The 24,805-nt window shown below is 66.3% G+C and carries 25 protein-coding genes and 3 tRNA genes; 12 read left to right on the top strand and 16 right to left on the bottom strand.

The genetic code is table 11. The features are described from left to right. Positions 1 to 11 precede the first annotated feature (11 nt). Positions 12 to 515: a bacterial proteasome activator family protein gene (locus HPC46_RS15485; RefSeq protein WP_036422183.1), complete on the bottom strand. Its 504-nt coding sequence runs from the start codon at positions 513 to 515 to the stop codon at positions 12 to 14. 29 nt (positions 516 to 544) lie between these two features. After that, a complete protein-coding gene (locus HPC46_RS15480; RefSeq protein ID WP_218894227.1) occupies positions 545 to 2,503 on the bottom strand; it encodes a DUF6541 family protein in 1,959 nt (652 codons plus the stop codon). Positions 2,504 to 2,623: 120 nt separating this feature from the next. Between HPC46_RS15480 and HPC46_RS15475 the strand changes: the two genes are divergently transcribed. Beyond that, positions 2,624 to 3,820: a cysteine desulfurase-like protein gene (locus HPC46_RS15475; RefSeq protein WP_179471321.1), complete on the top strand. Its 1,197-nt coding sequence runs from the start codon at positions 2,624 to 2,626 to the stop codon at positions 3,818 to 3,820. Between the two features lie 3 nt (positions 3,821 to 3,823). Here HPC46_RS15475 and HPC46_RS15470 read toward each other — a convergent pair whose 3' ends face one another. After that, positions 3,824 to 4,807, bottom strand: a complete 984-nt coding sequence (locus tag HPC46_RS15470; RefSeq protein ID WP_179471319.1) for an NAD(P)H-quinone oxidoreductase — start codon at positions 4,805 to 4,807, stop codon at positions 3,824 to 3,826. 63 nt (positions 4,808 to 4,870) lie between these two features. On the opposite strand from HPC46_RS15470, the gene HPC46_RS15465 reads away from it, so the two are divergent. The 4 genes from HPC46_RS15465 (at position 4,871) to HPC46_RS15450 (ending at position 7,526) form a co-directional block, all read left to right on the top strand. After that, complete coding sequence (locus HPC46_RS15465) at positions 4,871 to 5,383, top strand: MarR family winged helix-turn-helix transcriptional regulator (RefSeq protein ID WP_179471317.1); 513 nt, start codon at positions 4,871 to 4,873, stop codon at positions 5,381 to 5,383. An 18-nt stretch (positions 5,384 to 5,401) separates the two neighbouring features. Beyond that, positions 5,402 to 5,488, top strand: a tRNA-Ser gene (locus HPC46_RS15460). A 57-nt stretch (positions 5,489 to 5,545) separates the two neighbouring features. Beyond that, positions 5,546 to 7,030, top strand: coding sequence for a sensor domain-containing diguanylate cyclase (locus tag HPC46_RS15455; protein WP_179471315.1), 1,485 nt, complete (start codon positions 5,546 to 5,548; stop codon positions 7,028 to 7,030). Positions 7,031 to 7,283: 253 nt separating this feature from the next. Next, positions 7,284 to 7,526, top strand: a complete 243-nt coding sequence (locus tag HPC46_RS15450) for a hypothetical protein (protein ID WP_179471313.1) — start codon at positions 7,284 to 7,286, stop codon at positions 7,524 to 7,526. A 3-nt stretch (positions 7,527 to 7,529) separates the two neighbouring features. Here the strand turns inward: HPC46_RS15450 and HPC46_RS15445 are convergent, their stop codons facing one another. The 4 genes from HPC46_RS15445 to cysK form a co-directional block, all read right to left on the bottom strand. Next, positions 7,530 to 8,354, bottom strand: coding sequence for a crotonase/enoyl-CoA hydratase family protein (locus HPC46_RS15445; RefSeq protein WP_179471311.1), 825 nt, complete (start codon positions 8,352 to 8,354; stop codon positions 7,530 to 7,532). A gap of 33 nt (positions 8,355 to 8,387) precedes the next feature. Further along, the gene (locus tag HPC46_RS15440; protein ID WP_179471309.1) at positions 8,388 to 9,845 is read right to left on the bottom strand and encodes an APC family permease; all 1,458 of its coding nucleotides are present in this window, start codon (positions 9,843 to 9,845) and stop codon (positions 8,388 to 8,390) included. Positions 9,846 to 9,944: 99 nt separating this feature from the next. Beyond that, positions 9,945 to 10,529, bottom strand: coding sequence for a serine O-acetyltransferase EpsC (epsC, locus tag HPC46_RS15435; protein WP_179471307.1), 585 nt, complete (start codon positions 10,527 to 10,529; stop codon positions 9,945 to 9,947). A gap of 4 nt (positions 10,530 to 10,533) precedes the next feature. Next, positions 10,534 to 11,469 (bottom strand): cysteine synthase A, encoded by a 936-nt coding sequence (gene cysK, locus HPC46_RS15430; RefSeq protein ID WP_179471305.1) that lies wholly within the window; start codon positions 11,467 to 11,469, stop codon positions 10,534 to 10,536. Positions 11,470 to 11,537: 68 nt separating this feature from the next. Between cysK and HPC46_RS15425 the strand changes: the two genes are divergently transcribed. After that, on the top strand, positions 11,538 to 12,125 hold the full coding sequence (locus tag HPC46_RS15425) for a TIGR03086 family metal-binding protein (RefSeq protein ID WP_179471303.1): 588 nt from the start codon (positions 11,538 to 11,540) through the stop codon (positions 12,123 to 12,125). Here the strand turns inward: HPC46_RS15425 and hisC are convergent. Further along, complete coding sequence (hisC, locus tag HPC46_RS15420; RefSeq protein ID WP_179471301.1) at positions 12,115 to 13,173, bottom strand: histidinol-phosphate transaminase; 1,059 nt, start codon at positions 13,171 to 13,173, stop codon at positions 12,115 to 12,117. The two genes, HPC46_RS15425 and hisC, sit on opposite strands and share 11 nt — an antisense overlap. Before the next feature lie 84 nt (positions 13,174 to 13,257). Here hisC and HPC46_RS15415 point away from each other — a divergent pair. From HPC46_RS15415 to HPC46_RS15405, 3 genes are all read left to right on the top strand, one after another. After that, positions 13,258 to 13,346 (top strand) — tRNA-Ser (locus HPC46_RS15415). Between the two features lie 41 nt (positions 13,347 to 13,387). Continuing rightward, positions 13,388 to 13,460: transfer RNA gene (locus tag HPC46_RS15410), tRNA-Arg, on the top strand. 138 nt (positions 13,461 to 13,598) lie between these two features. After that, positions 13,599 to 14,729: a GGDEF domain-containing protein gene (locus HPC46_RS15405; RefSeq protein ID WP_179471299.1), complete on the top strand. Its 1,131-nt coding sequence runs from the start codon at positions 13,599 to 13,601 to the stop codon at positions 14,727 to 14,729. Here HPC46_RS15405 and HPC46_RS15400 read toward each other — a convergent pair. From HPC46_RS15400 to HPC46_RS35525, 8 genes are all read right to left on the bottom strand, one after another. Continuing rightward, entirely contained in the window at positions 14,726 to 15,022 is a 297-nt protein-coding gene (locus HPC46_RS15400) for a hypothetical protein (protein WP_179471297.1), read from the bottom strand. The two genes, HPC46_RS15405 and HPC46_RS15400, sit on opposite strands and share 4 nt — an antisense overlap. A gap of 102 nt (positions 15,023 to 15,124) precedes the next feature. Continuing rightward, a complete protein-coding gene (locus HPC46_RS15395; protein WP_179471295.1) occupies positions 15,125 to 15,394 on the bottom strand; it encodes a hypothetical protein in 270 nt (89 codons plus the stop codon). A 90-nt stretch (positions 15,395 to 15,484) separates the two neighbouring features. Next, the gene (locus tag HPC46_RS15390; RefSeq protein WP_179471293.1) at positions 15,485 to 16,246 is read right to left on the bottom strand and encodes an SDR family NAD(P)-dependent oxidoreductase; all 762 of its coding nucleotides are present in this window, start codon (positions 16,244 to 16,246) and stop codon (positions 15,485 to 15,487) included. Then, the gene (locus tag HPC46_RS15385; protein WP_179471291.1) at positions 16,243 to 17,421 is read right to left on the bottom strand and encodes an acyl-CoA dehydrogenase family protein; all 1,179 of its coding nucleotides are present in this window, start codon (positions 17,419 to 17,421) and stop codon (positions 16,243 to 16,245) included. Before HPC46_RS15385 ends, HPC46_RS15390 begins: the two co-directional genes overlap by 4 nt. Continuing rightward, positions 17,418 to 18,416, bottom strand: coding sequence for a phosphotransferase family protein (locus HPC46_RS15380; protein WP_218894226.1), 999 nt, complete (start codon positions 18,414 to 18,416; stop codon positions 17,418 to 17,420). The genes HPC46_RS15385 and HPC46_RS15380 overlap by 4 nt, the downstream gene beginning before the upstream one ends. Positions 18,417 to 18,456: 40 nt before the next feature. After that, on the bottom strand, positions 18,457 to 19,773 hold the full coding sequence (locus HPC46_RS15375) for a threonine/serine exporter family protein (protein WP_179471287.1): 1,317 nt from the start codon (positions 19,771 to 19,773) through the stop codon (positions 18,457 to 18,459). Between the two features lie 3 nt (positions 19,774 to 19,776). Continuing rightward, entirely contained in the window at positions 19,777 to 20,154 is a 378-nt protein-coding gene (locus HPC46_RS15370) for a DUF1622 domain-containing protein (protein ID WP_179471285.1), read from the bottom strand. A 7-nt stretch (positions 20,155 to 20,161) separates the two neighbouring features. Continuing rightward, complete coding sequence (locus HPC46_RS35525) at positions 20,162 to 20,632, bottom strand: DUF4249 domain-containing protein (protein ID WP_179471282.1); 471 nt, start codon at positions 20,630 to 20,632, stop codon at positions 20,162 to 20,164. A 160-nt stretch (positions 20,633 to 20,792) separates the two neighbouring features. Between HPC46_RS35525 and HPC46_RS15360 the strand changes: the two genes are divergently transcribed. Genes HPC46_RS15360 through HPC46_RS15350 form a run of 3 tightly spaced genes read left to right on the top strand, consistent with a single transcriptional unit; the run spans position 20,793 to position 24,770 of the window. Continuing rightward, positions 20,793 to 21,497 (top strand): response regulator transcription factor, encoded by a 705-nt coding sequence (locus tag HPC46_RS15360; RefSeq protein WP_179471421.1) that lies wholly within the window; start codon positions 20,793 to 20,795, stop codon positions 21,495 to 21,497. Next, the gene (locus HPC46_RS15355; RefSeq protein ID WP_218894220.1) at positions 21,475 to 22,977 is read left to right on the top strand and encodes a sensor histidine kinase; all 1,503 of its coding nucleotides are present in this window, start codon (positions 21,475 to 21,477) and stop codon (positions 22,975 to 22,977) included. The genes HPC46_RS15360 and HPC46_RS15355 overlap by 23 nt, the downstream gene beginning before the upstream one ends. Then, positions 22,974 to 24,770: a glycosyltransferase family 39 protein gene (locus tag HPC46_RS15350; RefSeq protein WP_179471419.1), complete on the top strand. Its 1,797-nt coding sequence runs from the start codon at positions 22,974 to 22,976 to the stop codon at positions 24,768 to 24,770. The genes HPC46_RS15355 and HPC46_RS15350 overlap by 4 nt, the downstream gene beginning before the upstream one ends. Positions 24,771 to 24,805 lie beyond the last annotated feature (35 nt).

Genomic DNA, 24,805 nt, shown 5'->3' with positions numbered 1-24,805 from the left:
TGAATCTCTTGTTACAGGTACTGCCCGGTGCCGTGACCGGGAACTCCGGGCGGACCAGGTTGTCCCATGCCGGGTGGCAGCGCGCCCTGGCGCATGTGTTCCAGCTGCGCCCGCGCTGCCATCTGCTGGGCGAACAGCGCGGTCTGGATCCCGTGGAACAGACCCTCCAGCCAGCCGACCAGCTGCGCCTGAGCGATGCGCAATTCGGAATCCGACGGAATCGTGTCTTCGGAGAACGGCAGTGCGAGGCGCTCGAGTTCTTCGCGCAGTTCGGGGGCCAGGCCGTCTTCGAGCTCGCGAATGGACGTCTGGTGGATCTCGCGCAACCGGCTGCGGCTCGCGTCGTCCAGCGGTGCGGCCCGGACTTCTTCGAGCAGCTGCTTGATCATGGTGCCGATCCGCATCACCTTGGCCGGCTGTTCCACCAGCTCGGTCACGGACCGTTGATCGTCCTCCACGCCGCCGTCCGGCTCGGTGATGATCTCGATGTTGTCGTCGTCTGTATTCGTAGTCATGGAAGTGAGCGTTCCCTGGTGTCCCATTGTCATTGGCTGTCCGGCGGTGAAGATCCGCGCCATTCGTAGATGCGAGCTTCGCCGTTGTCGTAGATCTTCGCCCACGACTTGGACTTGTCTAGTGACACTAGTCCGTCGGGCATGACGAACCCGCGGACCACCGGCGTACTGGTCAATACATAGCGGATGTTCAGTGCCTTCACGGCCTCGGCGATTCGCGGATCGTGATCGGCGTCGTCGGCATAGGCCCAGAAGATGAAGCGGTGGTAGCCCGGGCCCTGCTGGACGGGGTAGTCATAGTGCGTCCACAGCGGGTGCAGGCCGGCAATCGCATACATCCAGGCAGTGCCGTCGACGTTGGCGTCGCCGATCAGCGTGTCGCGGGCCCCCGGCAGGGTGGCCAGATAGGCCATCGCCTCGAGGTCCTTCCCGTCGATCATCACCCGGTCGTACTTCTCGCCCATCAGGTAGCGGTGCCGGGGGAAGTAGTGCCACGCCAACCCGACGGTGAGGGCGACCAGCAGCACCGCGGTGGCGCCGATCCAGAATCCGCGGTCGGGGTCCCGGTCGGCGGCCCAGTGCCGAGTCAACCGGCGTGCGCCGGCCACGACCAGCAGCGCAGCGGAATACGCAGCGATTCCGGCCATCGGTACGAGCAAGAGCGTCACCACCGCTGACAGCCGGCGCGGGTCGCTGTAGAACAGGTCGCTGTACTTGCCGATGATCGCCCCGACCGGGCCGCCGAACGGCGCCCCGGAATGAACGATCGACACGATCATCAGCAGCCACACCGCGGCCGGCCACCAGACTCGTTTGGTCAGCAACAGCACGAAACCCACACCAGCCAGCCCGATCAGGATGTTCTGGATCGGAAAGTCGTTGAGGTGGCGGGTGTGCTGAACGACGGCATTGAACAAGGTCCGCTTGCGGCCCAGATGAGTGACGAAGGCATGCCCGGCGATAACCTCGGCCTGCTGCAGGACGCCCAGGAACTGCGGTAGCAGCACCGCCAGGGTGGGCGCCGCGATCGCGACCAGGGTGATGAAGTCCCGTAGCCGGCCCAGCACCGGCCGCACCATCGGGTCGAGCAGCCACCACGCCACGACGAACGTCACCACGACGACGCCGCCGGTGATGTGCACCGAGAACACCCCGACCAGCGACACCACCGCCAGCGGGACCCGATCGCGGTGCCGCAGCGATGACGTGATCAGCACGAACGCCGGCACGGCGAGCCCGTAGGCGACCATGTTGGGCATCGAGGCGGTGTCGAATTCGACGTAGGGCACCGCGGTGAACGACGCCGACAGAGCGGCCGCGGTGGCCGCCGCTCCCGCGGTGCGCCATTGCGATGTGTGCGGGCGGATCAGCTGCCAGGTCAGCAGCGCCCCGCTGAGCGGGAACAGCCACACCGCCGCCGCCAGGGAGCTCAGCGTGTAGGCGGTGGTCGGCGCCGCGCCGATCAGCTGGGCGAGTACCGCGGCAAGCGCGTGAAACACCGAGGGGTAATAGAGGGCGTCGTGGGTTTCGACGTTGCGAAGCTCGCCCATGTGCGTCGATGACGCCTGTCCGGTGTCGAGGATCCAGCGGATGGTGTTGGCGTGCCAGACGGAGTCCCAGTTGCTGGGGATGGATTGCCAATAGGGCATGCCCTTGGCGGCCGCGACGGCAATGAACAGGGCGCCTAGGGTCACCCCCGCCGCCACCACCAGTGCCGGCCCCAGTGCGGGCGCTCCGGCGGCCGAATCGGCGGACCGATAGCGGGCGAGCAGAACCCGCAAACCGAATACCACCGCCGCCACGATGACCAGGGCAAGCAGTGCGGTCCAGGTGTTCCAGCGGATCCCGATCGCACCGAAGGGGATGATGGCCAGGCCCACAACGCCGTACGTCAATACCGGGCCGAGCCCGAGCGCGACGAACCACCGAAGTCGCGCGGCGAGCGCCACCACCGCGCCCGGCAGGATCAGCAACAACACCGCGATCATCAGTCCGAACGCGAAGCTCACTGGACTAGTATGGCTGCCCAGGTGATCCTGTCCTTGGGGGGACCGCAGGCGCCATTGCTGTCTCGATCGCGGAATCGCCAAGGCTTTAAGGTGGGCTCCATGGCTTACGACGTCGCCCGGGTGCGTGGTCTGCACCCAGCGCTGGGCGACGGGTGGATGCGCTTCGACGCTCAAGCCGGGATGTTGATCCCCGAGTCGGTTGCCACGACGGTGTCCACCGCGTTCCGCGGTTCGGTACCCAACACGGCCAGTCCCCACCCTTCCGCGCGGCGCAGCGTCGCTGTGCTGGAGGCCGCTCGTCAGGCGGTGGCCGACCTGGTCAACGGTGACCCGGCCGGAGTGGTGCTCGGCGCGGACCGCTCGGTGCTGCTGACATCGCTGGCCGACGCGTCGTCGTCGCGGGCGGGGATCGGCTACGAAGTGGTGGTCAGCCGGCTCGACGACGAGGCAAACATCGCGCCGTGGTTGCGCGCGGCCAACCGGTACGGGGCCAAGGTGAAATGGGCCGAGGTCGACATCGAAACCGGCGAGCTTCCGCCGTGGCAGTGGGAGAGCCTGATCACGCCGCCCACCAAGCTGGTGGCGATGACGTCGGCGTCGTCGACGCTGGGCACGATCACCGATGTCGGAGCCGTCACCAAACTCGTCCACGACGTCGGCGGGCTGGTCGTGGTGGACCATTCGGCCGCGGCGCCGTATTCGCTGTTGGACATCGAGGAGATCGAAGCCGACGTCGTCGCACTCAACGCACCGGCGTGGGGCGGCCCGCCGATCGGTGCCCTGGCGTTCCGCAATCCGTCGCTCATCGACAGCTTCGGGTCGGTGTCGATGAACCCGCATGCGAGCGGTCCGGAGCGGCTGGAGTTGGGCGGACATCAGTACGGACTGCTCGCCGGCGTGGTCGCCAGCATCGAATACTTGGCCGCGCTTGACGAGTCGGCGCGTGGCACGCGGCGCGAAAGGCTCGCGCTGTCAACGCAATCCGCGAGTTCGTATCTCAGCGGGCTGTTCGACTACCTGATGGGGTCGCTTCGGTCGCTGCCCCTGGTGATGGTGATCGGCCGGCCCGAGGCGCACATCCCGGTGGTCAGCTTCGCGGTCACCGGGGTGCCCGCCGAGCGGGTGGTCCAGCGCTTGGCCGACAACGGAATTCTGGCCGTTTGCAACGCCAATTCACGTGTTCTGGACCTGATCGGCGTCAACGACATCGGCGGCGCCGTCACCGTCGGGTTGGCCCATTACTCGACCATGGCCGAGGTGGATCAGCTCGTGCGGGCGCTCGCGTCGCTGGGCTGAGACTCAGTCTCCAACCGTCAGCAGGATCTTTCCGAACGTCTCACCCGAAGCGAGGACTCGGTGCGCTTCGGCGGCTTCGGTGATGGGGAACCGCGCGCCGATGATGGGACGGACCCGGCCGTCACCGATCATCGGCCACACCGAATCCACGACGGCATCGACGATGGCGCCCTTGCCGTTCGCGCCGTCGACGGGCCGACCCCGCAACGACGTAGCGATCACGCTCAACCGCTTGGCGACCATTTTGGCAATGTTCAGTTCGGCTTTGATCCCGCCCTGCATGCCGATGATGACGAGCCGGCCGTCGGGTGCGAGCGCGTCGAGATTCCGATCCAGATACGCCGCGCCCATGATGTCGAAGATGACGTCCGCACCCCGACCATCGGTGGCATTATTGACGCACGCGACGAAATCCTCGTCGCGGTAGGAGATTTGCGTGTCAGCGCCCAGTTCAGCGCACAGGTCGAGCTTGGCCTTCGAGCCCGCGGTCACGGCCACTCGGTTGCCGAGTGCCTTGGCTACTTGGATCGCATGCGTGCCGATTCCGCTGGCGCCGCCGTGGATGAGCATCAATTCACCGCGCGAGAGGTGCGCCGTCATGACGAGGTTCGACCACACTGTGCAGGCGACCTCCGGCAGTGCGGCGGCATCTGCCACGCTGACCCCAGGCGGAATGGGCATCACCTGTGGAGCCGGAACGGCCACGTACTGAGCGTAGCCACCACCGGCCAGAAGTGCGCAGACCTCTTGTCCGACAACCCATTCCGATACCCCGTCGCCGACTGCTGCGATGGCGCCGGAGACCTCGAGGCCGAGGATGTCGCTGGCTCCGGGCGGCGGCGGGTAGTGCCCGGCGGCCTGCAGCAGGTCGGCGCGATTGACGCCGGCGGTGCCGACCTTGATCAACACCTCGCCGTGGCCTGGCGAAACATCCGGCACCTCGTGCCAGAACAGACGGTCGGTGGATTCAGCGACGATGGCCAGCATCCGGTTAGGTTACTCCCGAGTCATTTCGGAGTCGTACCGCGCTGTGTCGCTTACGATTGCGCTATGGGAGGGATGATTGCGGGGCGGACCGCTAGTGAGATGCCGGGGTTGGATATAGCCGAGCAGAGAGCTTGGCAGAACTTCCTCGACGCAGCACTGCGGCTGTACGGAACACTGAATCGCGGACTCGTCGAGAAGCACAAGTTGAGTTTGGTCGACGTCCGTCTGTTGGAAATATTGGACAACTCGGAAACCGGTGCAGCTCGGATGGGGGACTTGGCCGAGCAGCTCATGTCGCTGCCGAGCCGGGTGACCCGCCAGATCCGTCGGCTGGAGGCAGCGGGGCTGGTGCACCGCGAAGCCAGTCCCGACGACGGCCGCGGAGTTCTGGCCGGGATCACCGACCGGGGCCGCGAGGTCGTCGAGGACGCGATGCTGACGTACGCAACGGGAGTTCGGGAGACGTTCCTGGGCCCGCTGTCGCGTCCGCAGATGGCGGCGATGGGGGAGAACTGTCGCCGCATCAGCGCGTCGTTGAAGGGCGGCGGGAACTCGGCCAAGGTCGGCCGCGTCTGAACCGCTACGCTTATCGGCGGTGGCGTGGCAGAGCGGCCTAATGCACTCGCCTTGAAAGCGAGAGACGGCTAACACCGTCCGGGGGTTCAAATCCCTCCGCCACCGCTGAGTTGGCGGCACGATAGCAGGGCAGAATTCCCCGGCCGGACTTAGTCTCATCGGATGTTGGTCCGGTGGAACGTGGCGGTTCGGACGGCATTGCTGATCGTCATCCTCGCCGTCAGCTACGTCGTGCTCGGCAGGCTGGCGTTCGCGGTCTCGGTGCAGCACGGCACCGTCACCAGCGTGGTGTTCGTGCCCGAGGGCCTCGCGCTCGCCTTCGTCATCCTGTTCGGCCGCCGGGTGGCGCCGGGGATCCTCCTCGGTGAGATTCTGCTTTCGGTCTGGGCCGGACCGTCGGTGCTGGCCGGTGCTTTGATCGGCACGGTCAACATGCTCGAAAGTGTCTTGGGTGCTTACCTTTTCGAGCGCTGGGCCTTGCGCCGATCCCTCGATCATCCCCGCGACGTGGCGCGATTCGTGGTCCTGGTGTGCTGCATCCTTGCACCGATCAGTGCCACCGGCGGTGTCTCCGCGCTACTGATCACCGGCGGGATCCCGGCAGATCTCATTCCCGAGACGTGGGCGTGGTGGGTCCAGGGAGCTCAGCCCGCCTCGCTGACGTCGCTGAGCGAGGTCAGCACGGCCTGGTTGCACTGGTGGATCGCCAATATCATGGGTCAGCTGCTGGTTGCCCCGGTGCTGCTGGTGTGGTCGGTTCGTCAACCGGCTGAGCGGCGGCGCCTGCGACCGTATGAGATCGCCGTCTGTGTCGCCGGCATCGCGGCCGTTACGGTTGGAGCGGTCGGTCGGACCTCGGTCCCTCCGCTCGTGCTGCTGGCCGTGACCTATCCGTTACTGGTGTGGGTGGGCATGCGCGGTGGAACCCGACCAGCGGTCATGGCGAACCTCCTGTTGGCGCCGCCGGTGATTTGGGCCGGATCCGGTGAGGGCTTTCTGGCCGATGCCAGCGTGCCGGATCGCATCGCTTACGTCAGCTTCTTCATTGCGAGCGGATCATTGGTCGCACTGGTGGTGGCGGCGGTCCTGAGCGAACGGCGTGAGCTCATCGACAAGCTCACCGTGCTGGCCTCGCGTGACCCGCTGGCCCCCGTTGCCAACCGGCGGCATTTTCTGGAGGTATTCCGGTCCGCTGCCGACAGGTCTTGGCGGACAGGGGATCCCGCCTCCGTACTGGTCGTCGATATCGACGACTTCAAGGTGATCAATGATCGATTCGGCCACGCCGTAGGGGATGCTGTCATCGTCATGGTCGGCCGCCACTGTGCCGCAATCGCAGGCGGAAGTGAGCGAGCCGGCCGGCTCGGCGGGGAGGAGTTCGCACTCATTCTGGTCGACACCGGCATCGATGACGCCGCTCACATGGCAGAGCGACTTCGCGGCTTGATTGCGGCGGATCACGTCGAGGCAGCGCAGGGCCGGGCCAGCGTGACCGTCAGCATCGGGGTCGCCGAACTCATCCCCGGCCACCGGGTCGAGCAGGCTCTCGACATGGCGGACGCCGCCCTCTACGCCGCGAAATCGGCGGGACGCGACCAGGTCCGCATCGCAGGATTGACCGCAGGACCACAACTCGACTCCATGTGAGGCACGTCGCCCGGCGCAATGTGCACTGATATTCAACTGTGCGGCGGTATCGGGACTTCTGTGGATCACCTTGGGGCACGTGCTTTTTGGTGGTGCGCGGGCATACAAAGGATGGAAGGCGTTCCAAAAGTAGCTCGGGCCGTTCACCTATGGGCGGTCCGACGGGTCGATGCCGCCCTCAGATGTCCGAAAGGTGCAGGTCAACATGTCATCTCCGCTGAAGCTTCAGAAACGCTTGGCTTTCAATAAAAGGTTGCTGGGTACTGTCGTGGGTGGTGGGGCGATCGCGGTGCTCGGGCTGTTCGGGCTGACCCATCCGGCTCCGGTGTCCCTGACCCACACCGCCGATTCCGGTGATGAGACCAAGTTCCCGGCCTACTCCTCGCCGGCCGTTGGGGCGATGAACATGGGTGCGACCACGACCACCCAGCCCGCCGACGAGCCGACGGCTCTGGCGGTTACCAAAGCGGTGCCCGCGATCAAGGCCGGCAGCTAGCGGCTATTCGCCGGTGAATTCCGGCTTCCGCTTACCGAACATCGCCGAGATGCCCTCGGTTAAGTCCTTGGACGGCAGAAACGCCGAGTTCCACGCCGCCACGTAACGCAGGCTGGCTGCCACGTCGGCGGTGCGCTGTTCGTCGAGGACGTCCTTGATGCCGTGGGTCACCAGTGGTGAATTCGCGGCGATCTCGGCGGCCGTCTCATGCGCGGCGGCCAACGTGGCCTCGGCGTCGGGATAGACGTCGTTGACCAGACCGATCTTCTCGGCACGGGCCGCGTCAATGTCCTTACCGGTCAACGCCAGTTCGCGCAGGTGCCCGTCGGAGAGGATGTAGGGCAAGCGGGCCAGGCTGCCGACATCGGCGACGATCGACAATTTGACCTCTCGCACCGAGAACTTCGCGTCGGCGCTGGCGTAGCGGATGTCGACCGCGCTGATCAGGTCGACCCCACCGCCGATGCACCAGCCGTGCACCGCCGCGATGGTGGGTGTGCGGCAATCGGCCACCGCGGTGATCGACTGCTGCAATTGCTTCAGGTGGGAGTGGAAGTCGGCTCGAGGCCGAGCCGACACCTCACCCGTCATGAGCGCAGACAATGTGCCGCCCATGGCGACCAGGTCCAGGCCGTAGCTGAAGTTGCGGCCCGAGCCGGTCAGCACGATCGCCCGGACGTCCGGGTCGGCATCGAGGTCGGCGAAGACCACCGGCATTTCGGCCCAGAACTGCGGGCCCATCGCGTTGCCTTTGCCCGGACCGATCAGCGTGACCTGGGCGATGTGGTCCTTGACCTCGACAGTGAGGGATTCATACGGCGCGCTCATGACCATGAAGGCTACGGCGCGCCGCGGCCGGCGTCACTCGAGGGTCACGTCCGGCCGCCGCGCCGCGATGCCGGCACCGATCGCGAAGAACGCGACCAGCAGGCCCACGACGCCGATCGCGATGGGTGTCGAGCCGCCCACCAGGGTGGGCAGATTCTGCAGGATCAGGGCGAAGGCGGTCAGCAGGCCGAGCAGGCCCAGGCCCGGCGCGATGAACGCCCGCCAGGTCGACACCTCCAGCCGGCCCGCCCGCCTGCGCTTGGTGAAGAAGACGAGCACGGCGAGGGTGGTCGCGATCAGCAGGATGGTGATGCCGACCGTGGAGATGCCGGCCAGCCAGGTATAGAACTGCGTCACCGGGTCGAGCTGGAATCCGATCGCCACCACGATGGCCACGGCCACGACGACAGCGTCCACCCCGGAGGCGATGTGTGGCGAACCGTGGGCGGCGTGTGCCTCGCCGAGTTGGCCGGGGAACACCTTGCGGTTGGACAGCGTGAAGACATAGCGGGCAACGATGTTGTGGAACGACAGGATGCAGGCGAACAGGCTGGTGACGAACAGCACCTGGACGATGTGCAGGCCGGCGGTGCCGAGGTACTGCTCGGTGGCGTCGGGCAGCAGTGCGGAGGGATCGGCCTGGGCCTGCTCGACGGCCGTGCTGTCGCCGACCGCCGAGATCAGTGCCCAGGTCGAGACGGTGTAGAACACCCCGATGAGGATGACGGCCAGATAGGTGGCCTTGGGGATGGTGCGCAGTGGATCGCGGGCTTCGTCTCGGAACACCGCGGTGGCCTCGAAGCCGATGAAGCTCAGGATCGCGAACAGTAGTGCGATACCCGGTGCCCCGGAGACGATTTCGGACGGAGTGACGATGCCGGTGGACAGACCTTCGTGGCCACCGCTGAAGATGACGGCGGCGTCGAGCGCCAGGACGATCAACACCTCGCCGATCAGGAGAACACCAAGCACGTTGCGGGACAGGTCGATGTTGAAGTGACCCAGCGCCGTCACGACAGTGAACGCGACGAAAGCCCAGATGCCCCAATGGATATTCGGAACACCATACGACGCGAACAGCGCCTGGGCGCCTTGTCCGATCAGCCCATAGACCGCGATCTCGAGCGTCAGGTAGGAGATCAGCGCGACGAGCGCGAACCCGAAGCCGGGCACCCGGCCGAGGCCCTTGCCGATGTAGGAGTAGAAGGCGCCCGCGTCGGGGACATACAGCGTCAGAGCGGTGAATCCGACTGCGAACAGCAAGATGATCAGTGTGCTGACGACGAAGATCGCCGGGAAGCCGATCCCGTTGCCACTGGCGATGCCCAATGGCACCGGGCCGCCCATGACGCCGAGCGGTGACGCGGCGGCCACCACCACGAAGACGATGCCCCAGACTCCGAGCGTCCCCCGAAGCTTGCGGTGTGGCCGGCCGTCGGTCGTCGCCACGGCAACGGGAGCGCTGCCGGATTCCTGAATGTGGTTCGACATGATGCCCTTTCAAGCCCGTTCAGCGGGTTCGCGCCTGCAGACGCTAATCCCGTGACGGGCTGAATCAGACAGTTCGGATCAGCTGGATTCGATGGGGTATCAGATGTACATCGCGGGGTCGACGTAAGTCGTCGGATCCACCAACTGCTCGCGCTGCTTCTCGGTGCGATGGCGGACAACGGCTGGAATGCCGGTTGCGATCGAATCCGCCGGCACGTCGTGAGTGACGACAGCATTGGCGCCGATCGCGCTGTCGTCTCCAATAACCAAGGGGCCCAGTATTTTTGCTCCGGCGCCGACAACGACTCGGTTGCCGAGTGTGGGATGCCGCTTGCCGTGTTCCAACGAGCGCCCGCCGAGAGTCACGCCGTGATAGAGCATCACGTCGTCACCTATCTCGGTCGTCTCCCCGATCACGACGCCCATGCCGTGGTCGATGAAGAAGCGGCGGCCGATGGTGGCGCCGGGATGGATTTCGATGCCGGTGAGGAAACGGGTCACCTGCGACAGCACCCGCGCCGGACCGCGCATTGACGGCCTGGCCCAGAGCCGGTGCGCGAGCCGGTAGGACCAGATGGCGTGCAGGCCCGAGTAGACCAGGGCGTTCTCCAGATCGCCGCGGGCAGCCGGGTCATGGCCGCGGGCATTGCTCAGGTCTTCGCGAACTGTCGACAGCAGGCCCATGAATTCAGTCCCGGATGTGTTCGTAGAGCACGGTGGAGATGTAGCGCTCGCCGAAGTCGCACACCACCGCCACGATGAGCTTGCCCGCGTTCTCCGGACGCTTGGCGAGTTCTAATGCGGCCCAAACGATCGCGCCCGACGAGATCCCACCCAGGATGCCTTCGGCGGTGCCCAGATCCCTGGCCACCCGAACGGCGTCGTCGAGTTCGACGTCGATGATCTCGTCGTAGACGTCGCGATCGAGCACCTCGGGAACGAAGTTGGCGCCCATGCCCTGGATTTTGTGCGGTCCGGCGACACCCTCGGTCAGTAAGGGGGAGTCCTTCGGCTCGACCCCGACGATCTGAACCCCGGGCTTGCGCGCCTTGAGGACATGCCCCACCCCGGTGAGCGTGCCGCCGGTACCGATACCGGCCACGAAGATGTCGACTTTGCCGTCGGTATCCGCCCACACCTCTTCGGCGGTGGTCTTCTCGTGGATCGCGGGATTGGCGGGATTCGCGAACTGGTTCGCCGAGACCGCGTTGTCGGTTTCGGCGATGATCTGCTTCGCCCGTTCCACCGCGCCGGCCATGCCCTCGGAGCCGGGAGTCAGGACGATCTCGGCTCCATAGGCGCGCAGCATCACCCGGCGCTCGGTGGACATCGTCTCGGGCATGGTCAGGATCACCTTGTAGCCGCGCGCCGCGCCGACCATCGCCAGCGCGATGCCGGTGTTGCCGCTGGTGGCCTCGACGATCGTGCCGCCGGGCTGCAGCTCGCCGGACGCCTCGGCCGCGTCGATGATCGCGACGCCGATCCGGTCCTTGACGCTGTTGGCCGGGTTGTAGAACTCGAGCTTGACCGCGACCTCGGCGTCCATGCCGTCGGTCAAACGGTTGAGTCGGACCAGCGGCGTACGGCCGATCAGCTCGGTGACGTTGTCATAGATCTTGCCCATGCTGCGCGTCCCTTCTCGTGCACTCCAACGAACACTATTCTGTCGGCAGCTGGTCGTACGGTTGGGGCATGGCTGACGAACTGATCCCGGGCCCGGACGCTCCGCCCACCGACGAGCTGGCGAGCGCCGAAGCGTCGCTCAAGATTCTTCAACAGGTAATGCACGGTATTGCTTCCGATGATCTGAAAAGGCAGACCCCGTGCCGCGAGTTCGACGTCGCGGCGCTGACCGATCATCTGCTGAATTCGATCACCCTGCTGGGCGGCGCTGCCGGCGCGCAGTTGCCGGAGCGCAACCACGACGACTCGGTCGAGCAGCAGATCATCGCGGCCGCCCGTCCGGCGCTGGATGCCTGGCATCGACGCGGGCTGGACGGCACGGTTCCGTTCGGCGACAACCAGGCGCCGGCGCAATTCATGGCCGCCATCCTGTCGCTCGAATTCCTGGTCCATGCCTGGGATTACGCCTCGGCGATCAACCGCCCGATCGATGCTCCGGACTCGCTGACCGACTACGTGGCGGCCCTGGCGCAGCGCATCATCACCCCGGAGGGGCGGGCCAGGGCCGGCTTCGACGATCCGGTCGACGTCGCCGCGCATGTCTCCAAACTGGACCGGCTCGCTGCGTTCACCGGCCGGGTGCCCGTCAGCGGGTAGCGCTCCACTTTTGGGCGAACGTCAGGAAGGCGTCGTTCTCCTCGGGCGCGCCGATGGTCACCCGTACACCGTCGGTGCCGTAGGGCCGCACCAGCACGCGGGCGTCCGCGGCCTGCTCCACGAAATCGGGGGTCTGCTCGGGGGACAGCGGCAGCCAGACGAAGTTGGCCTGCGACGGCGGGAACGTATAGCCCAGCTCGGTGAGCGCTGCGCAGACCCGGCGGCGTTCGTCGACCACCGCGTCGGTGCGGGCCAGCAGCTCGTCGGCGGCGTGTATCGAGGCGATCGCGGCGGCCTGGGAGACGGTGGTGGCGGTGAAGGGCACATAGACCTTGCCCAGCGCGGTGATGATGTCAGGGTCGCCGACGGCGTAGCCAATGCGCAGGCCGGCCAGGCCGTAGGCCTTCGAGAAGGTGCGCAGCACAACGACATTGGGATGGCTGCGGGCCAGGCCGAGGCTGTCGGGCAGCATGCCGTCGCGGATGTACTCGACGTAGGCCTCGTCGATGGCGATGAGGATGTCCGACGGCACGGCGGCGACGAAGCGGGCCAACTCGTCTGGGTCAACCACAGTGGAGGTCGGGTTGTTCGGGTTGCAGACGAAAATCAGCCGGGTGCGGTCGGTGATCGCGGCCAGCATGGCGTCCAGGTCGAAGGCGTAGTCGCGCAGCGGCACCTGAACCGCGGTGGCGCCGGCCACCCGCACCTGTAGGGGGTAGATCTCGAAGCTGCGCCAGCCGAAGATCACCTCGTCGCCCACCGATGAGGTGATCTGGATGAGCTGCTGGCACAGACTCACCGACCCGCAGCCCACCGCGATGTGTTCGGGGGCGAAATCGACGTGCTTGGCCAGATGCTCTTTGAGCTCCACGTAGCCGTTGTCGGGGTAGCGATTGATGGTCTCGGCGGAGGCGGCGATGGCTGCGCGCACACTCGGTAGCGGCCCGTGCACAGTCTCGTTGCTGGCCAGTTTGATGGCGCCCGGCACCGTCTTACCCGGGGTGTAGGCCGGGAGATCAGCCAGTTCGGGGCGCAGGCGGGCAGTCATTTGTCCAAGTCTAAGGGGGCTGTGTACTCTCATCCCTCGGCGGTTCGGGGCAGCACGTGGGCTCCGGTACGCTCAGGTAGTTCAGGAGGCGTGCCAGAGCGGCCGAATGGGACTCACTGCTAATGAGTTGTCCCCCTTACAGGGGACCGGAGGTTCAAATCCTCTCGCCTCCGCCGCGGCTGATTCGTCAGCCACGAACAACTGAATACAGACGGCGCCCGTAGCTCAACGGATAGAGCATCTGACTACGGATCAGAAGGTTAGGGGTTCGAATCCCTTCGGGCGCACTCACAGCAACCGCAAGCCACCAGCAAGAATCCCCCATCGGCCTGTAAAAATCCCGCCGACAGGTATCGCTGGCTAAGTCGAACGCGTTATTGTCGATTCAAATATCTCACCGCGCCGTTTGACTTGAGAGCACCACCTTGCAGGCATCTCTGAAAAGTTTCGCCGGGTTCAGCAGCCACCTGCGCGACTGGTGGAGTGAGCCGGTCGACTACGTCGCGCAGGTGCAGTACTTCACCAAGCGGTCGAAGTCGGGACCGATTCAGGTGCTCATCGGTATGGGCACCGGGTTCAACGGCGTGCTCTCGCTGCTGATTCTGCTGCCGTCGGCGCGCACCCCCGCGTCGCAGATCGCGGTCGCGGTATTTGCGGTGCTGCAGCTCTTCTGGGGCTGGGTGTGGTGTTATCGGCCCTGGCCGTCACGGCAGGTATCCCTTGCGTTCGTCGGCTCGGCCGACATCGCGATCGCCGCCGTGGCGGTGCTGGACACCAACTGGCTGTTGGGCTTGTTCGCGTTCAATGCCTTCGCGATGCTCTCGGTGCTGCTGATGTTCTTCGACGGCCCGAAAGTCCTTACCGGGCATATCGTGTGGATACTGCTCGTGACGGCGGCGTTTGCCGCTGAAGTGAGCATCGCCGCGGATATGGATCCGCTGGCCGTCACCGCAAAGGCGCTCGTGCTGGTGACACCGGTGGTGATGACTCCGCTGGGGATTCAGCTCGGAATCTGGGCGCTGCGTAACGATGCCAACGAATCGGTCACCGATCCGCTGACCGGCCTGCTGAACCGGCGCGGCCTGCATCTTCACATCGGTGAGCTGTTGCGCGAGGCCACACCGATGGATAGTGAAGTGGCCGCGACGGTCGTCGACCTGGACCGCTTCAAGGCGATCAACGACACCTTCGGCCACACGACCGGCGACGCGGTCTTGATCCGCTGCGCTCGCCGGATAGCGTCGGCCGTTCGTAACGGCGCCTTGGTGGCCCGGATCGGCGGCGAGGAGTTCGTGGTCGTCGATCTCGCGGGTGCCGGCCACGCGCGGCAGCGCGCGGACTCCGTCAGGCATGCGATCGCGGCGCCTGCCGATCCCCCGATCACCGCCAGCGTCGGAGTCGCCAGCGTCACCATTGCCAGTTTCGCCGCCGAGGGGGTCGACCTCATCGCCTTGCTCGATGCAATCGTGGAGCGCGCCGACCAGGCGATGTTCGATGCAAAACGTAACGGCGGCAACGCAACAATCCACGTTGCGAGCATCGACGGGAGCGGCTAGACGGCCCCGGCGTCCTCACCTTGATCGGTGTACTCGGGCCCGCCCGGTTGCGGAGCATTGCCCGTCCCGCCGGCGTCCTGGCCCTCTTTCCAGTACAGGTCGTCGGTCGGCAGCGGCGCCGGGCCGGTGCTGCCGGGATTCTCGTTGGCGTCCCAGTAGTAGGGCTCAGTGGGGTCCGGCCACAGCAGGCCGCTACCCGAGTCGTCAGCAGAGGCCGTCGCGGCGGCCGAGAGCGTGGTCGCGGCGATCGCCAGGGCTGCCAGGCCCACCGACGCCAGTCTTGCGCGCACCATCACGAACGGATCTCCTCCTCGTCAGGCGACAATCTCGTCGATTTCGCGTCGCAGCTCAGGGTTTCTGCTGCAGTTGGCGAGGAGGTGAACAGCGGGTGAAACTCAGAAGCGCAAGCTCGCTTCGGGTAGTGCAACCGGCGGAGCCAATTCCAGATCTTCGGTGAGTGTGGGGCGAATCCGCCGCGCGATGAGTCGGACGAGATAAATCTGACCGACTCCCACCAGAGTGAGCGGCCACAGTGCACCGGCAACCGCCGACCAGACGCCGCGGGTGATGTCGCCGGGTGGGTCAGTGGACTGCACGTGCGGGCTGAGCAGCCACACGGCGACTGCGACGATGACCGCCGTCACCACATACACATCGACCCACATGACACGAGAGTCCCAGACACTTCTTAAAAGGAGATGTCGCAATCGTGTGAGAGCGCTGAGAGGCGCCAAGTCGATGCGTGACCGTTATCACTACGTGATGGTCAGGCCGCCATCGACCACAATTGTCTGTCCCGTTACATAACCCGCTGCGGCGGACGCCAGCCATACTGCGGTAGCGGCTAATTCGGCCGGGTCGCCCAGTCTGCCCACCACGATCCGCGGTAGCTGCTTCTCCAGGTAGCCGGGCTGGTATTCATCTGTCATCTCGCTCTTGAAGAAGCCCGGCGCCAGCGCATTGACGCGAATTCCCTTGCGGGAGCCCCATTGTTGGGCCAAATCGCGGGTCAGGCCCAGCACTGCGGCCTTCGACGCGCTGTATGCGGCCTGCGGCAGGCCGCCGGTGGTGATGCCAAGAATGCTGGCAATGTTGATGATTGAGCTTCCAGCCGGCATCACCCGTCCGCAGGATTGGGCCATCCAGTACGAGCCGTTGAGGTTGACGTCGATGACTTTGCGGAATTCTTCCGGAGTTTCGCGGGTGGCCGGGACGGCGGTACCGACGCCGGCGTTGTTGACCAGTACGTCAACGCGGCCGAACTCCTTGATCGCCGCGTCGACCAGTTGCTGGCATTGTTCGGGGTCTGCGACATCGGTCTTCTGGGTGTACACCTTGCGGCCGGCCTGCTCGACGAGGGCCGCCGTGTCTGCCATCTGCTCCACCCGCCGTGCGCCGAGCACCAGGTCGGCACCGGCTTCGGCGAAGGCATGCGCGAACGAGACGCCCAGCCCCGAGGACGCGCCGGTGACGATGACGACCTTGTCGTCGAGACGGAACAAATCAAGGATGCTCATGACGGGTTCCTCAGGATCTGGCGGGCGATCGCGTACTTGTGCACTTCGGTCGGTCCGTCGTAGATGCGGAAGGCCCGCATGTCCGAGAAGATCATGCCGACCGGCGTCTCGTCGGAAATGCCCATGCCGCCAAGGATTTGCACACAACGGTCGGCGACCTTAAACAGTTCTTCGGACACGTAGGCCTTTACCATCGAACTCTCGTGGCGGCCCTTGGCCCCGGTGTCCAGCGCCCAGCAGGCCCACCAGATCGCCAGCCGGCACTGCTGCAGCGCGATCTCGTTGTCGGCCAGCATGAAGCTCACACCCTGGTGCTCACCGAGCGGCTTTCCGAACCCGGTGCGGGTCCGGGCATGTTCGATCGCGATCGACTGTGCCCGCGACGCGGCACCGAGCCAGCGCATGCAGTGCGTCAATCGTGCTGGTGTCAAACGTAATTGGGCGTAGCGCAAGGCCTGGCCGACCTCGCCCAGCACCGCTGATGCGGGCAGCCGCAGGTTGTTGAAACCGATTACGCCGTGGCCCTCGACGTAGTTTCGGTCCATCGTGTCCATCACGCGCTCGAGCTCGATGCCCGGAGTCTGTCCATCGCACAGGAACAACGTCGGGCCATCCGCGCCATGAGAATTCGGCGCCACCCTCGCCATGATGATCCACGTGCGTGCCTTGTTGGCTCCGGTGATCAGCCACTTGCGGCCGTTGATCACGTAGTCGGTGCCGTCAAAAATTGCTTCGGTGGCAAGTTGATTCGGGTCCGAGCCGGCCCCGCCGGGCTCGGTCATCGCGAAAACCGACCGCTGCCTGCCGTCAATCACCGGGACCAGGAACTTCTCGGCCTGCTCTTCGGTTGCGATCTTGGACAGCACGAACATGTTGCCCTCGTCGGGTGCCGCGCAGTTCAGTGCGACCGGGCCGAGGGTGGACCAACCGGCGGCCTCGAAGAGCACGGCCTGCTCGCGGTGGGACGGCTCCCGGCCGCCGAATCGGTGCGGCGCCTGGAAAGTCAGCAGGCCGGCGTCCCGGGCCAGCCCGACGAGTTCGGTGCGCAGCTCCTCGTTGGGTCCGTGCCTGGTGATGCGCGGATCTCGTTCATAGGGAACGATTTTGTCGACGACGAACGCGTGAATCTCGTCGCGCAACGCCGCGGTGTCGCTGGGAATCTCGAAATCGATCATCGTTGTCCCTCCATCAGTGCCACAGCCCGCTCGAACAAGCGCACCGTCGCGGTGTGTAGGTGGTCACCAATCTCCTTGGGTGCCAAGCCTGCAGCGGCTCGGGCATTCGAACCCTCCAGGATGATGCCAAGCTTGAAGCAGGCCAGCACCGTGTACCAGTCGATATTGGACAGGTCGCGGGTGGTGTTCTGGGCGTACCGCTCGATCAGCTCGTCCGGGGTGGCCAGATCGCCGGCACCCATCAGGGCATTGCCCAGCACCGAGTCGCGGCCCGGCGCGTACCAGGTGGCCAGCATCCAGGCGAGGTCCAGCAGCGGATCGCCGATGGTGCACATCTCCCAGTCGACGATCGCCACCACCTCGGGGCCGGTCGGCGAGAACATCACGTTGGCGGCGTGGTAGTCCCCGTGCATGATGCCCGGCTGCCACTCGGCGGGCTGGTTCTTCTGCAGCCAGGTGGCGACGGCGTCGACGTCGCCGATGTCAGGCCCCGGGTAGTTGTCGAACCCGCGGTAGGACTCCAGCTCGGAAAGCCACCGCGGCACTTGGCGTTCGAGGAAGCCGTCGGGCTTGCCGAAGTCGGCCAGGCCGACCGCGACATGGTCGACGGCGCCGAGCTTGGCCGCAGCCTCGGCCATCGAGAGGCCCATCCCGTGGCGGATCGCGGCATCCCCGGCGTGCAGCGCGGGCAACATGGATCCGGCGTTGAAGCCGTCGACCGGCTCCATCAGATAGAAGACGGCGTCACCGAGCACCGCGGTGTCCTCGCACACCGCGATCAGCCGGGGATGCGGGACGTCGGTTCCGGCCAGCGCATGCAGCACTCGGGTCTCCCGCAGGATCACCTTGTTGCTGACCGGCCGTAGGTGGCGGGGTCCGCGCCGGAACACGTACTCGCGGTCTGACCTGGTGAAACGGAGCATGATGTTCTGGGTGCCACCAGTGATCTCGGAGACGTTCTCCAGCGGGCCGTCGCCGAGGCCCTGCTCCGACATCCATGCGCTCACTGCGCTCAGGTCGTCCACCCCGGTGAACCTACCGTACGGTTGGTTGAGCCAATCCCTTCGGCCACGGCAACCGGCTGTCGATCGTGTGGAACACGCTCCACCCGATCACCGTGCCCAACGCGATCGACAAGACCGCGGCCCCGGTGGCCCCGAGGCTGTGCGGCCCGACGTCGGTTCCGGTGGCGGCCACACTGGCCGATTCGAAGCTCAGTGCACCCGGGACCAGCGCCCAGAAGGCGGCCAGCATCATCACGATCGCCGGGGGAGAGGTCTTGATCCGCGCCGCGAGCATCGCGAACGGGACGGTGAGGAACGCGCCGATGAACCCGGAATAGGCTGCGGCCACGAACTTTCCGGCGACCGCCTGGCCGATCAACGCGACCCCGATCGCGGCGGCCAGCCAAACCAGCGATCCGCGTGGCGCGGACAGGTAGACGTACAGTCCGATCGCCACCACGACGATCGCCACGTACAACGACCAAGAACCCATCTGCGCCGACGGCGTCTGCGGTTTGACCTGTCCGGCGACGTGAACGCCCAAAGCCACCCCGAACACCAGCAGCGCCAGCTGGGCGACCCCGTAGACCAGCCGACTGCTTCCGCCGATCAGTTGGTTACTGGCCAGCTCCATGGCACCGATGGTCAGCGCCATCCCGGGCAGCATCGCCACGAGCGCGGGGGCGATCACCCGCAACAGCCCGTCGTTGGCGGTGTCGGCGACGAACCAGGTTGCCAGCATCGTCGTCACCATCGCCGCGGCAGTGGGTAGTACCGGGTTGAGGGAGGGGAACGGCCGGCCCAGTTGGGCTATCGCCCCGACCACCAAGCCGAGGAACAGATATCCCGGCAGCGACGCCCACGTCGGGTTGATCACCATGCCGAAACCGATTGTCGTGACGGCATATCCGAGCGTCGTCGCGACCGGTCCGAACCGAGGGCGCAGATTGCGGGCCCGGGTGATCGCCCCGATCGCGTCCGCGGGGGTGATCCCGCCGACGGATGCCAGGCTGGCGATGTCGTCGATGCGCCCGGCCATATCGAGCTGCAACGAATAGGTTGTCGACGTGTCGACTTCGTAGCCGACGGTGCCCACCTGGATCATCAACACGGTCGGCAGCACGACGATGCGTACGGGTTGGGTGGTGTATTGCGCGGCGATCTCGGTCAGCCGCGCCGATACCAGCTGGGTCGGCTGCTCCACCTCGAGCAGGGCAATGCCGATTTCCCGGAGCATCGCCGCAACCTCGGTCTGGTCGTGAGTGTCGGGCGGGCCCAGTGGTTCCGGCGGCGTCTTGCGGATCGCGTCGAAGATTCGTGTACGCCGGGCCCGTCGCTTATCGTCCACTGGTCAGCGCACGGGCGTCGGCGCGGCGGGGTCAGGGGAGGCCGGCTTCTGGCGGCCTTTCTGCCAAGGCCAATAACCGGTGATTTCCAGTTCGAGCGAGAAGCTCAGGAAGGTCCGGATCAACACGATCCCGGCGAGCACCGCCACACTGCGGGCATCGGGAGTCACGGCCACGGTGCGAATGATGTCCGCGGCCACCAGGAATTCCAGCCCGAGAAGGATCGAGCGGCCGAGTTGCTCCCGGAACGTCCGGTAGGCCTTCCCGGTTTTGAGTCGCGGAATCACGCCGGCCGCCGAAATCAGCGCGCCGAGCGCGATCACGGCGACGCCGACCGCGTCGATCGCCTTGCCGACCGTCTCGATGGCCTCGAAGAAGTTCACCCGAAAATTATCTGGCGGGCATCACCGTCGTGGCCGTTGCCACGCCGCCCTGTTGGGTCGCGCGCACCGAAACCTGCTCACCGGTCTGCAATGGCTGCGGCGGCTTTCGGGTGTCGGCATCGAGGCGGTAGGTCTGGCTGAAGCCGTCCTGGCTGTGCACGGTGACCGAGGTGTCGGAGGTGGCGGTGACGTTGCCGGTCTGGGTCAGCTCGGTGCTGAACCCGCCTTCGCCGTCGGAGACGACGCTCTGACCGTGCAGCGTCCGCTCGAAGCCACCCGGACCGCCGGGACCACCCCAGCCCGGTGGACCGCCCGCATGGCCCTGGCCTTCGCCGCCGCCGGTGGCGGCATAGACCACCACGCCGCCGACTGCGGCGAGCGCGGCGGCAATGCCGACGGCAGCCGCGGTCGTACGGGTTGACCAGCTCTTCGGGTGGTCGGTGGGAGAACCCCACACGGGCTGCGGTTGGACGCTCATGCCACCACCGTGGGCAGCCAACCTGGGTGCTCGCTGTGTATGCGATCAGCCGGGTCTGTGCGCGAGGTTTCACAGCTCACGCATAGCAATGCCATAGGGACAGCTCATCGGGGCTCCCATACTGGAGGACATGACCTCTTCAGCGGCCGAACGCGTAGTGATGCGGCGAGCCGACGGAAACCCCATCACGGTGCTCGTCGTCGACGATGAAACCGTGCTCGCGGAGATGGTGTCGATGGCGCTGCGCTACGAAGGCTGGAACATCGCCACCGCAGCCGACGGCGCATCGGCGATCACGGCGGCGCGCGGGGCGCGCCCGGACGCGGTGGTGCTCGACGTGATGCTGCCCGATATGAGCGGGCTGGACGTCCTGCGCAAGCTGCGTGAGCAGAACCCGCAGCTGCCGGTGCTCCTGCTGACCGCCAAGGACGCCCTCGAGGACCGCATCGCCGGCCTGACGGCAGGCGGCGACGACTACGTCACCAAACCGTTCTCCATCGAGGAAGTCGTGCTGCGGCTGCGGGCGCTGCTGCGCCGCACCGGAGTCACCACCGAGGACAGTGGTGCCCAGATCGTCGTCGGCGACCTGGTGCTCGACGAAGACAGCCACGAGGTGACCCGCGGCGGCGAACTGATCGCGCTCACCTCGACCGAATTCGAGCTACTTCGCTTCCTCATGCGCAACCCCAAGCGAGTGTTGTCGAAAGCCCAGATCCTGGACCGGGTTTGGAGCTATGACTTCGGTGGTCGCTCCAACATCGTCGAGCTCTACATCTCCTACCTGCGCAAGAAAATCGACAGTGGACGCGATCCGATGATCCACACACTGCGCGGCGCGGGCTATGTTCTCAAGCCTGCGAGCTAGCACCTGGTCGCTCAGCGCCCGGCTGCTCATCGGTCAGCTCTGCCTACTTCTGGTGGTGTGCCTCGGCATCGGGGCGGTGACGATTCTGGCCCTGCACCAGTATCTGGTCGGCGAAGTCGACAATCAGCTGCATGAGACGGCGCACCGGTCGGCCATCATCTACGGCCAACCGCCGCCCCCGCCGCTGCCGCCGACATGGCGGGGCGACCGGCCACCGTGGCCGCGGCCTGGGCCCGGGCCGGAATTTCTCGACGCCCCCGGCCAGCCGGTCGGGATGATCGCCGCCGTCATCACCAATGGAACCGTGACAGACGCGGGCGTGCTCGGCCCCGGCGGGGTGCGGGCGGCAGTGCCGCCCACCACGGTGGCGCAGCTGACCCAGAACGTCGGGCCGCTTCACACGGTCACCCGTGACCTCGACGGTCTCGGGTCCTATCGGGTTACCGCGGTAACGAGCAGGCTGACCGGCGAGACCTTGGTCATCGGGCTGACCATGGAAAATGTCGAGGCGACGCTGCTGCGGGTGGCGTTGATCTTCGGCGTGGTGACAGTCATCGCGCTGGCGGTGGGCACCACCGCGGGCATCCTCATCAATCGCCGTGCGCTGGCGCCGCTGACCCGGGTCGTGGCGACCGCGGGTGAGGTGGCCAACCTGCCGCTGGATCGTGGCGAAGTGGAGCTGCCCGTGCGGGTTCCCGAACCGGATGCCAATCCGCACACCGAGGTGGGCCGGTTGGGTCTCGCGCTGAACCGGATGCTCGACCACATCGCGACCGCGCTGTCGACGCGGCAGGCAAGTGAGAGTCGGGTACGACAGTTCGTCGCTGACGCCAGCCACGAGCTGCGCACGCCGTTGGCTGCTATCCGCGGCTATACCGAACTGGCGCAACGGAACCGGGATGAAGTGCCCGCCGACGTCGCGCACGCGATGAGCCGGGTGGAGTCCGAGGCCGAGCGGATGACGCAGCTCGTCGAGGACCTCCTGCTGTTGGCGCGGCTGGATTCGGGCCGCCCGCTGGAAAGAGAACCGGTCGACCTGTCGCGACTGTCGGCCGACGTCGCCAGTGATGCCCACATCGCCGGGCCCGAGTACCAGTGGAACCTCGACGTACCCTCAGACCCGATCTACGTCACCGGTGACGATGCGCGGCTTCACCAGGTGGTGGCCAATCTGCTGGCCAATGTCCGCACTCACACTCCACCCGGAACTTCGGTGACGCTGTCGCTGCATGCCGAGCCGACCGAGGCGGTGCTCCGGGTGACCGACGACGGACCGGGCATTCCTGCCGACCTGCAGTCCGAGGTTTTCGAGCGCTTCGCCCGGGGTGACACGTCGCGATCTCGTAAGGGCGGGTCGACGGGCCTGGGCCTGGCGATCGCCTCGGCTGTGGTGCGCGCGCACAGCGGGAGCATCGAACTGTGCAGCGTGCCCGGCCGGACCGAGTTCACGGTGCGGTTGCCCCGCGCGGCCGAATCATGATCCGCGCCCGGCATCATGGCGGGCTGGTGGTGCTCTTGCTCGCGACGGCTCTGCTGTACGTCTGGAACCTGGGTGCCAGCGGATGGGCCAATGCGTTCTATTCTGCTGCAGCCCAAGCCGGTTCGCAGAGCTGGACGGCGTTGCTGTTCGGCTCCAGCGACGCGGCCAACGCGATCACCGTCGACAAGACACCCGCCGCACTGTGGGTGACCGGGCTTTCGGCGCGGCTGTTCGGGGTGAATCCGTGGAGCATCCTGCTGCCGCAGGCGGTGGCCGGGGTGGCGGCGGTCGCGGTCCTGTACGTCGCGGTGCGACGGGTCAGCGGACCGTGGGCGGGGCTGTTCGCCGGCGCGGTTCTGGCACTGACGCCGGCGGCCGCACTGATGTTCCGGTTCAACAATCCCGATGCGCTGCTGGTGCTTTCGCTGGTTGTCGCCGCCTACCTCACCCAGCGATCGCTCGACCGCGACGCGGCGTGGTGGTGGCTGCCGCTGGCCGGGGTCGCCGTCGGCGTCGGGTTTCTGGCCAAGATGCTGCAGGCCTTTCTGGTGCTGCCGGCACTGGCGGTGGTGTTCCTGATCGCCGCCGACGCTCCGCTGCGCGCCCGGATCGTTCGGCTGAGCGCGGCGGTCGGGGCACTGGTGGTCTCGGCCGGCTGGTACTTGCTGCTCGTCGCGCTGTGGCCGGCCGATGCACGGCCCTATATCGGTGGTTCGCAGCACAATTCGATCGTCGAATTGGCATTGGGCTACAACGGTTTAGGCCGGCTCACCGGCGACGAGACGGGCGGGCTGGGCAACCTCAATCAGGAGGCCGGCTGGGCGCGGTTGTTCGGTGGGGAGATGGGCACCTACATTGCGTGGCTGATCCCTGCCGCGGTCATCGCGATCATCGCCGGGCTGGTGATCACCCGGCGGGCGCCGCGCACCGACCTCACCCGGGCGGCGCTGCTGCTGTGGGGCGGATGGCTGGCGGTCACCGCGGTGGTGTTCAGCTTCGCCAACGGCATCCTGCACGCCTACTACAGCGTGGCTCTCGCGCCGGCGGTCGGTGCAGGCCTGGCGATCGGCACCACGCTGCTGTGGCGGCACCGCGCGGACATCCGGGCCGCCACCACGCTGTCGGGGATGATCGCGATCACCGCGGTGCTGGCTTATATTCTGCTGCAACGAGATTCGCAGTGGCTGCCCTGGCTTCGGATCTCGATCGCGGTGCTCGCGATCGCCTGCGCACTCCTGCTCCTCGTCATCGGTCGCCTGCCCGGGCAGGTCGGTGTCGTGGTGGGGGTGCTGGCCCTGGCCGCCGCCCTGGCCGGACCGCTCGCCTTCTCCTTGGCCACCGTTGCCGCACCGCATAGCGGAGCCATCCCGTCCGTCGGCCCCTCGAACGGTCGCGGCGGCCCGCCCGGTGGATTGTTCGACGCCCCCAGACCCGGTGCCGAGTTGACGGCGGCATTGAGCCAGGCCGGCGACCAATACACCTGGGCCGCAGCCGCCGTCGGCTCGAGTAACGCCGCCGGATATCAACTCGCCACCGGGCTGCCGGTGATGGCCGTCGGTGGCTTCAACGGCACCGATCCGGCCCCCACGTTGGAGCAATTCCAGTCCTATGTCGCGCAGCGGCGCATCCACTGGTTCGTTCGCAGCGAGATGCCCGGATTCATGTTCGGCAACCGGTCGGGCAGCGATGCCGCTGAACAGATTCAGCGCTGGGTGAGTGCCAATTTCACCTCCCGCGTGATCGACGGTGTCACCGTCTACGACCTCTCGCGAGGATTCACAGCTGCCGCATAGCGAGCGCAAATTCGCCCCTCACCGGTGCCCGTAAC

Source organism: Mycolicibacterium vinylchloridicum (assembly GCF_013404075.1).
Lineage (GTDB): Bacteria > Actinomycetota > Actinomycetes > Mycobacteriales > Mycobacteriaceae > Mycobacterium > Mycobacterium vinylchloridicum.
Note: the sequence above shows the minus strand (reverse complement) of the source record. Positions and strands in the feature narration are given on the sequence as shown.

Bases quoted from the DNA above. Each gene is read 5' to 3' on its own strand.
- HPC46_RS15425 (WP_179471303.1), top strand. From the start codon at position 11,538: ATGGCTGACGAACTGATCCCGGGCCCGGACGCTCCGCCCACCGACGAG.
- HPC46_RS15350 (WP_179471419.1), top strand. From the start codon at position 22,974: ATGATCCGCGCCCGGCATCATGGCGGGCTGGTGGTGCTCTTGCTCGCG.
- HPC46_RS15390 (WP_179471293.1), bottom strand. From the start codon at position 16,246: ATGAGCATCCTTGATTTGTTCCGTCTCGACGACAAGGTCGTCATCGTC.
- HPC46_RS15400 (WP_179471297.1), bottom strand. From the start codon at position 15,022: ATGGTGCGCGCAAGACTGGCGTCGGTGGGCCTGGCAGCCCTGGCGATC.
- HPC46_RS15360 (WP_179471421.1), top strand. From the start codon at position 20,793: ATGCGGCGAGCCGACGGAAACCCCATCACGGTGCTCGTCGTCGACGAT.
- HPC46_RS15440 (WP_179471309.1), bottom strand. From the start codon at position 9,845: ATGTCGAACCACATTCAGGAATCCGGCAGCGCTCCCGTTGCCGTGGCG.
- HPC46_RS15385 (WP_179471291.1), bottom strand. From the start codon at position 17,421: ATGATCGATTTCGAGATTCCCAGCGACACCGCGGCGTTGCGCGACGAG.
- epsC (WP_179471307.1), bottom strand. From the start codon at position 10,529: ATGGGCCTGCTGTCGACAGTTCGCGAAGACCTGAGCAATGCCCGCGGC.
- HPC46_RS35525 (WP_179471282.1), bottom strand. From the start codon at position 20,632: ATGAGCGTCCAACCGCAGCCCGTGTGGGGTTCTCCCACCGACCACCCG.
- HPC46_RS15455 (WP_179471315.1), top strand. From the start codon at position 5,546: ATGTTGGTCCGGTGGAACGTGGCGGTTCGGACGGCATTGCTGATCGTC.
- HPC46_RS15475 (WP_179471321.1), top strand. From the start codon at position 2,624: ATGGCTTACGACGTCGCCCGGGTGCGTGGTCTGCACCCAGCGCTGGGC.
- HPC46_RS15380 (WP_218894226.1), bottom strand. From the start codon at position 18,416: ATGTCGGAGCAGGGCCTCGGCGACGGCCCGCTGGAGAACGTCTCCGAG.
- cysK (WP_179471305.1), bottom strand. From the start codon at position 11,469: ATGGGCAAGATCTATGACAACGTCACCGAGCTGATCGGCCGTACGCCG.
- HPC46_RS15480 (WP_218894227.1), bottom strand. From the start codon at position 2,503: ATGATCGCGGTGTTGTTGCTGATCCTGCCGGGCGCGGTGGTGGCGCTC.
- HPC46_RS15445 (WP_179471311.1), bottom strand. From the start codon at position 8,354: ATGAGCGCGCCGTATGAATCCCTCACTGTCGAGGTCAAGGACCACATC.
- HPC46_RS15470 (WP_179471319.1), bottom strand. From the start codon at position 4,807: ATGCTGGCCATCGTCGCTGAATCCACCGACCGTCTGTTCTGGCACGAG.
- hisC (WP_179471301.1), bottom strand. From the start codon at position 13,173: ATGACTGCCCGCCTGCGCCCCGAACTGGCTGATCTCCCGGCCTACACC.
- HPC46_RS15355 (WP_218894220.1), top strand. From the start codon at position 21,475: ATGTTCTCAAGCCTGCGAGCTAGCACCTGGTCGCTCAGCGCCCGGCTG.
- HPC46_RS15485 (WP_036422183.1), bottom strand. From the start codon at position 515: ATGACTACGAATACAGACGACGACAACATCGAGATCATCACCGAGCCG.
- HPC46_RS15395 (WP_179471295.1), bottom strand. From the start codon at position 15,394: ATGTGGGTCGATGTGTATGTGGTGACGGCGGTCATCGTCGCAGTCGCC.
- HPC46_RS15465 (WP_179471317.1), top strand. From the start codon at position 4,871: ATGGGAGGGATGATTGCGGGGCGGACCGCTAGTGAGATGCCGGGGTTG.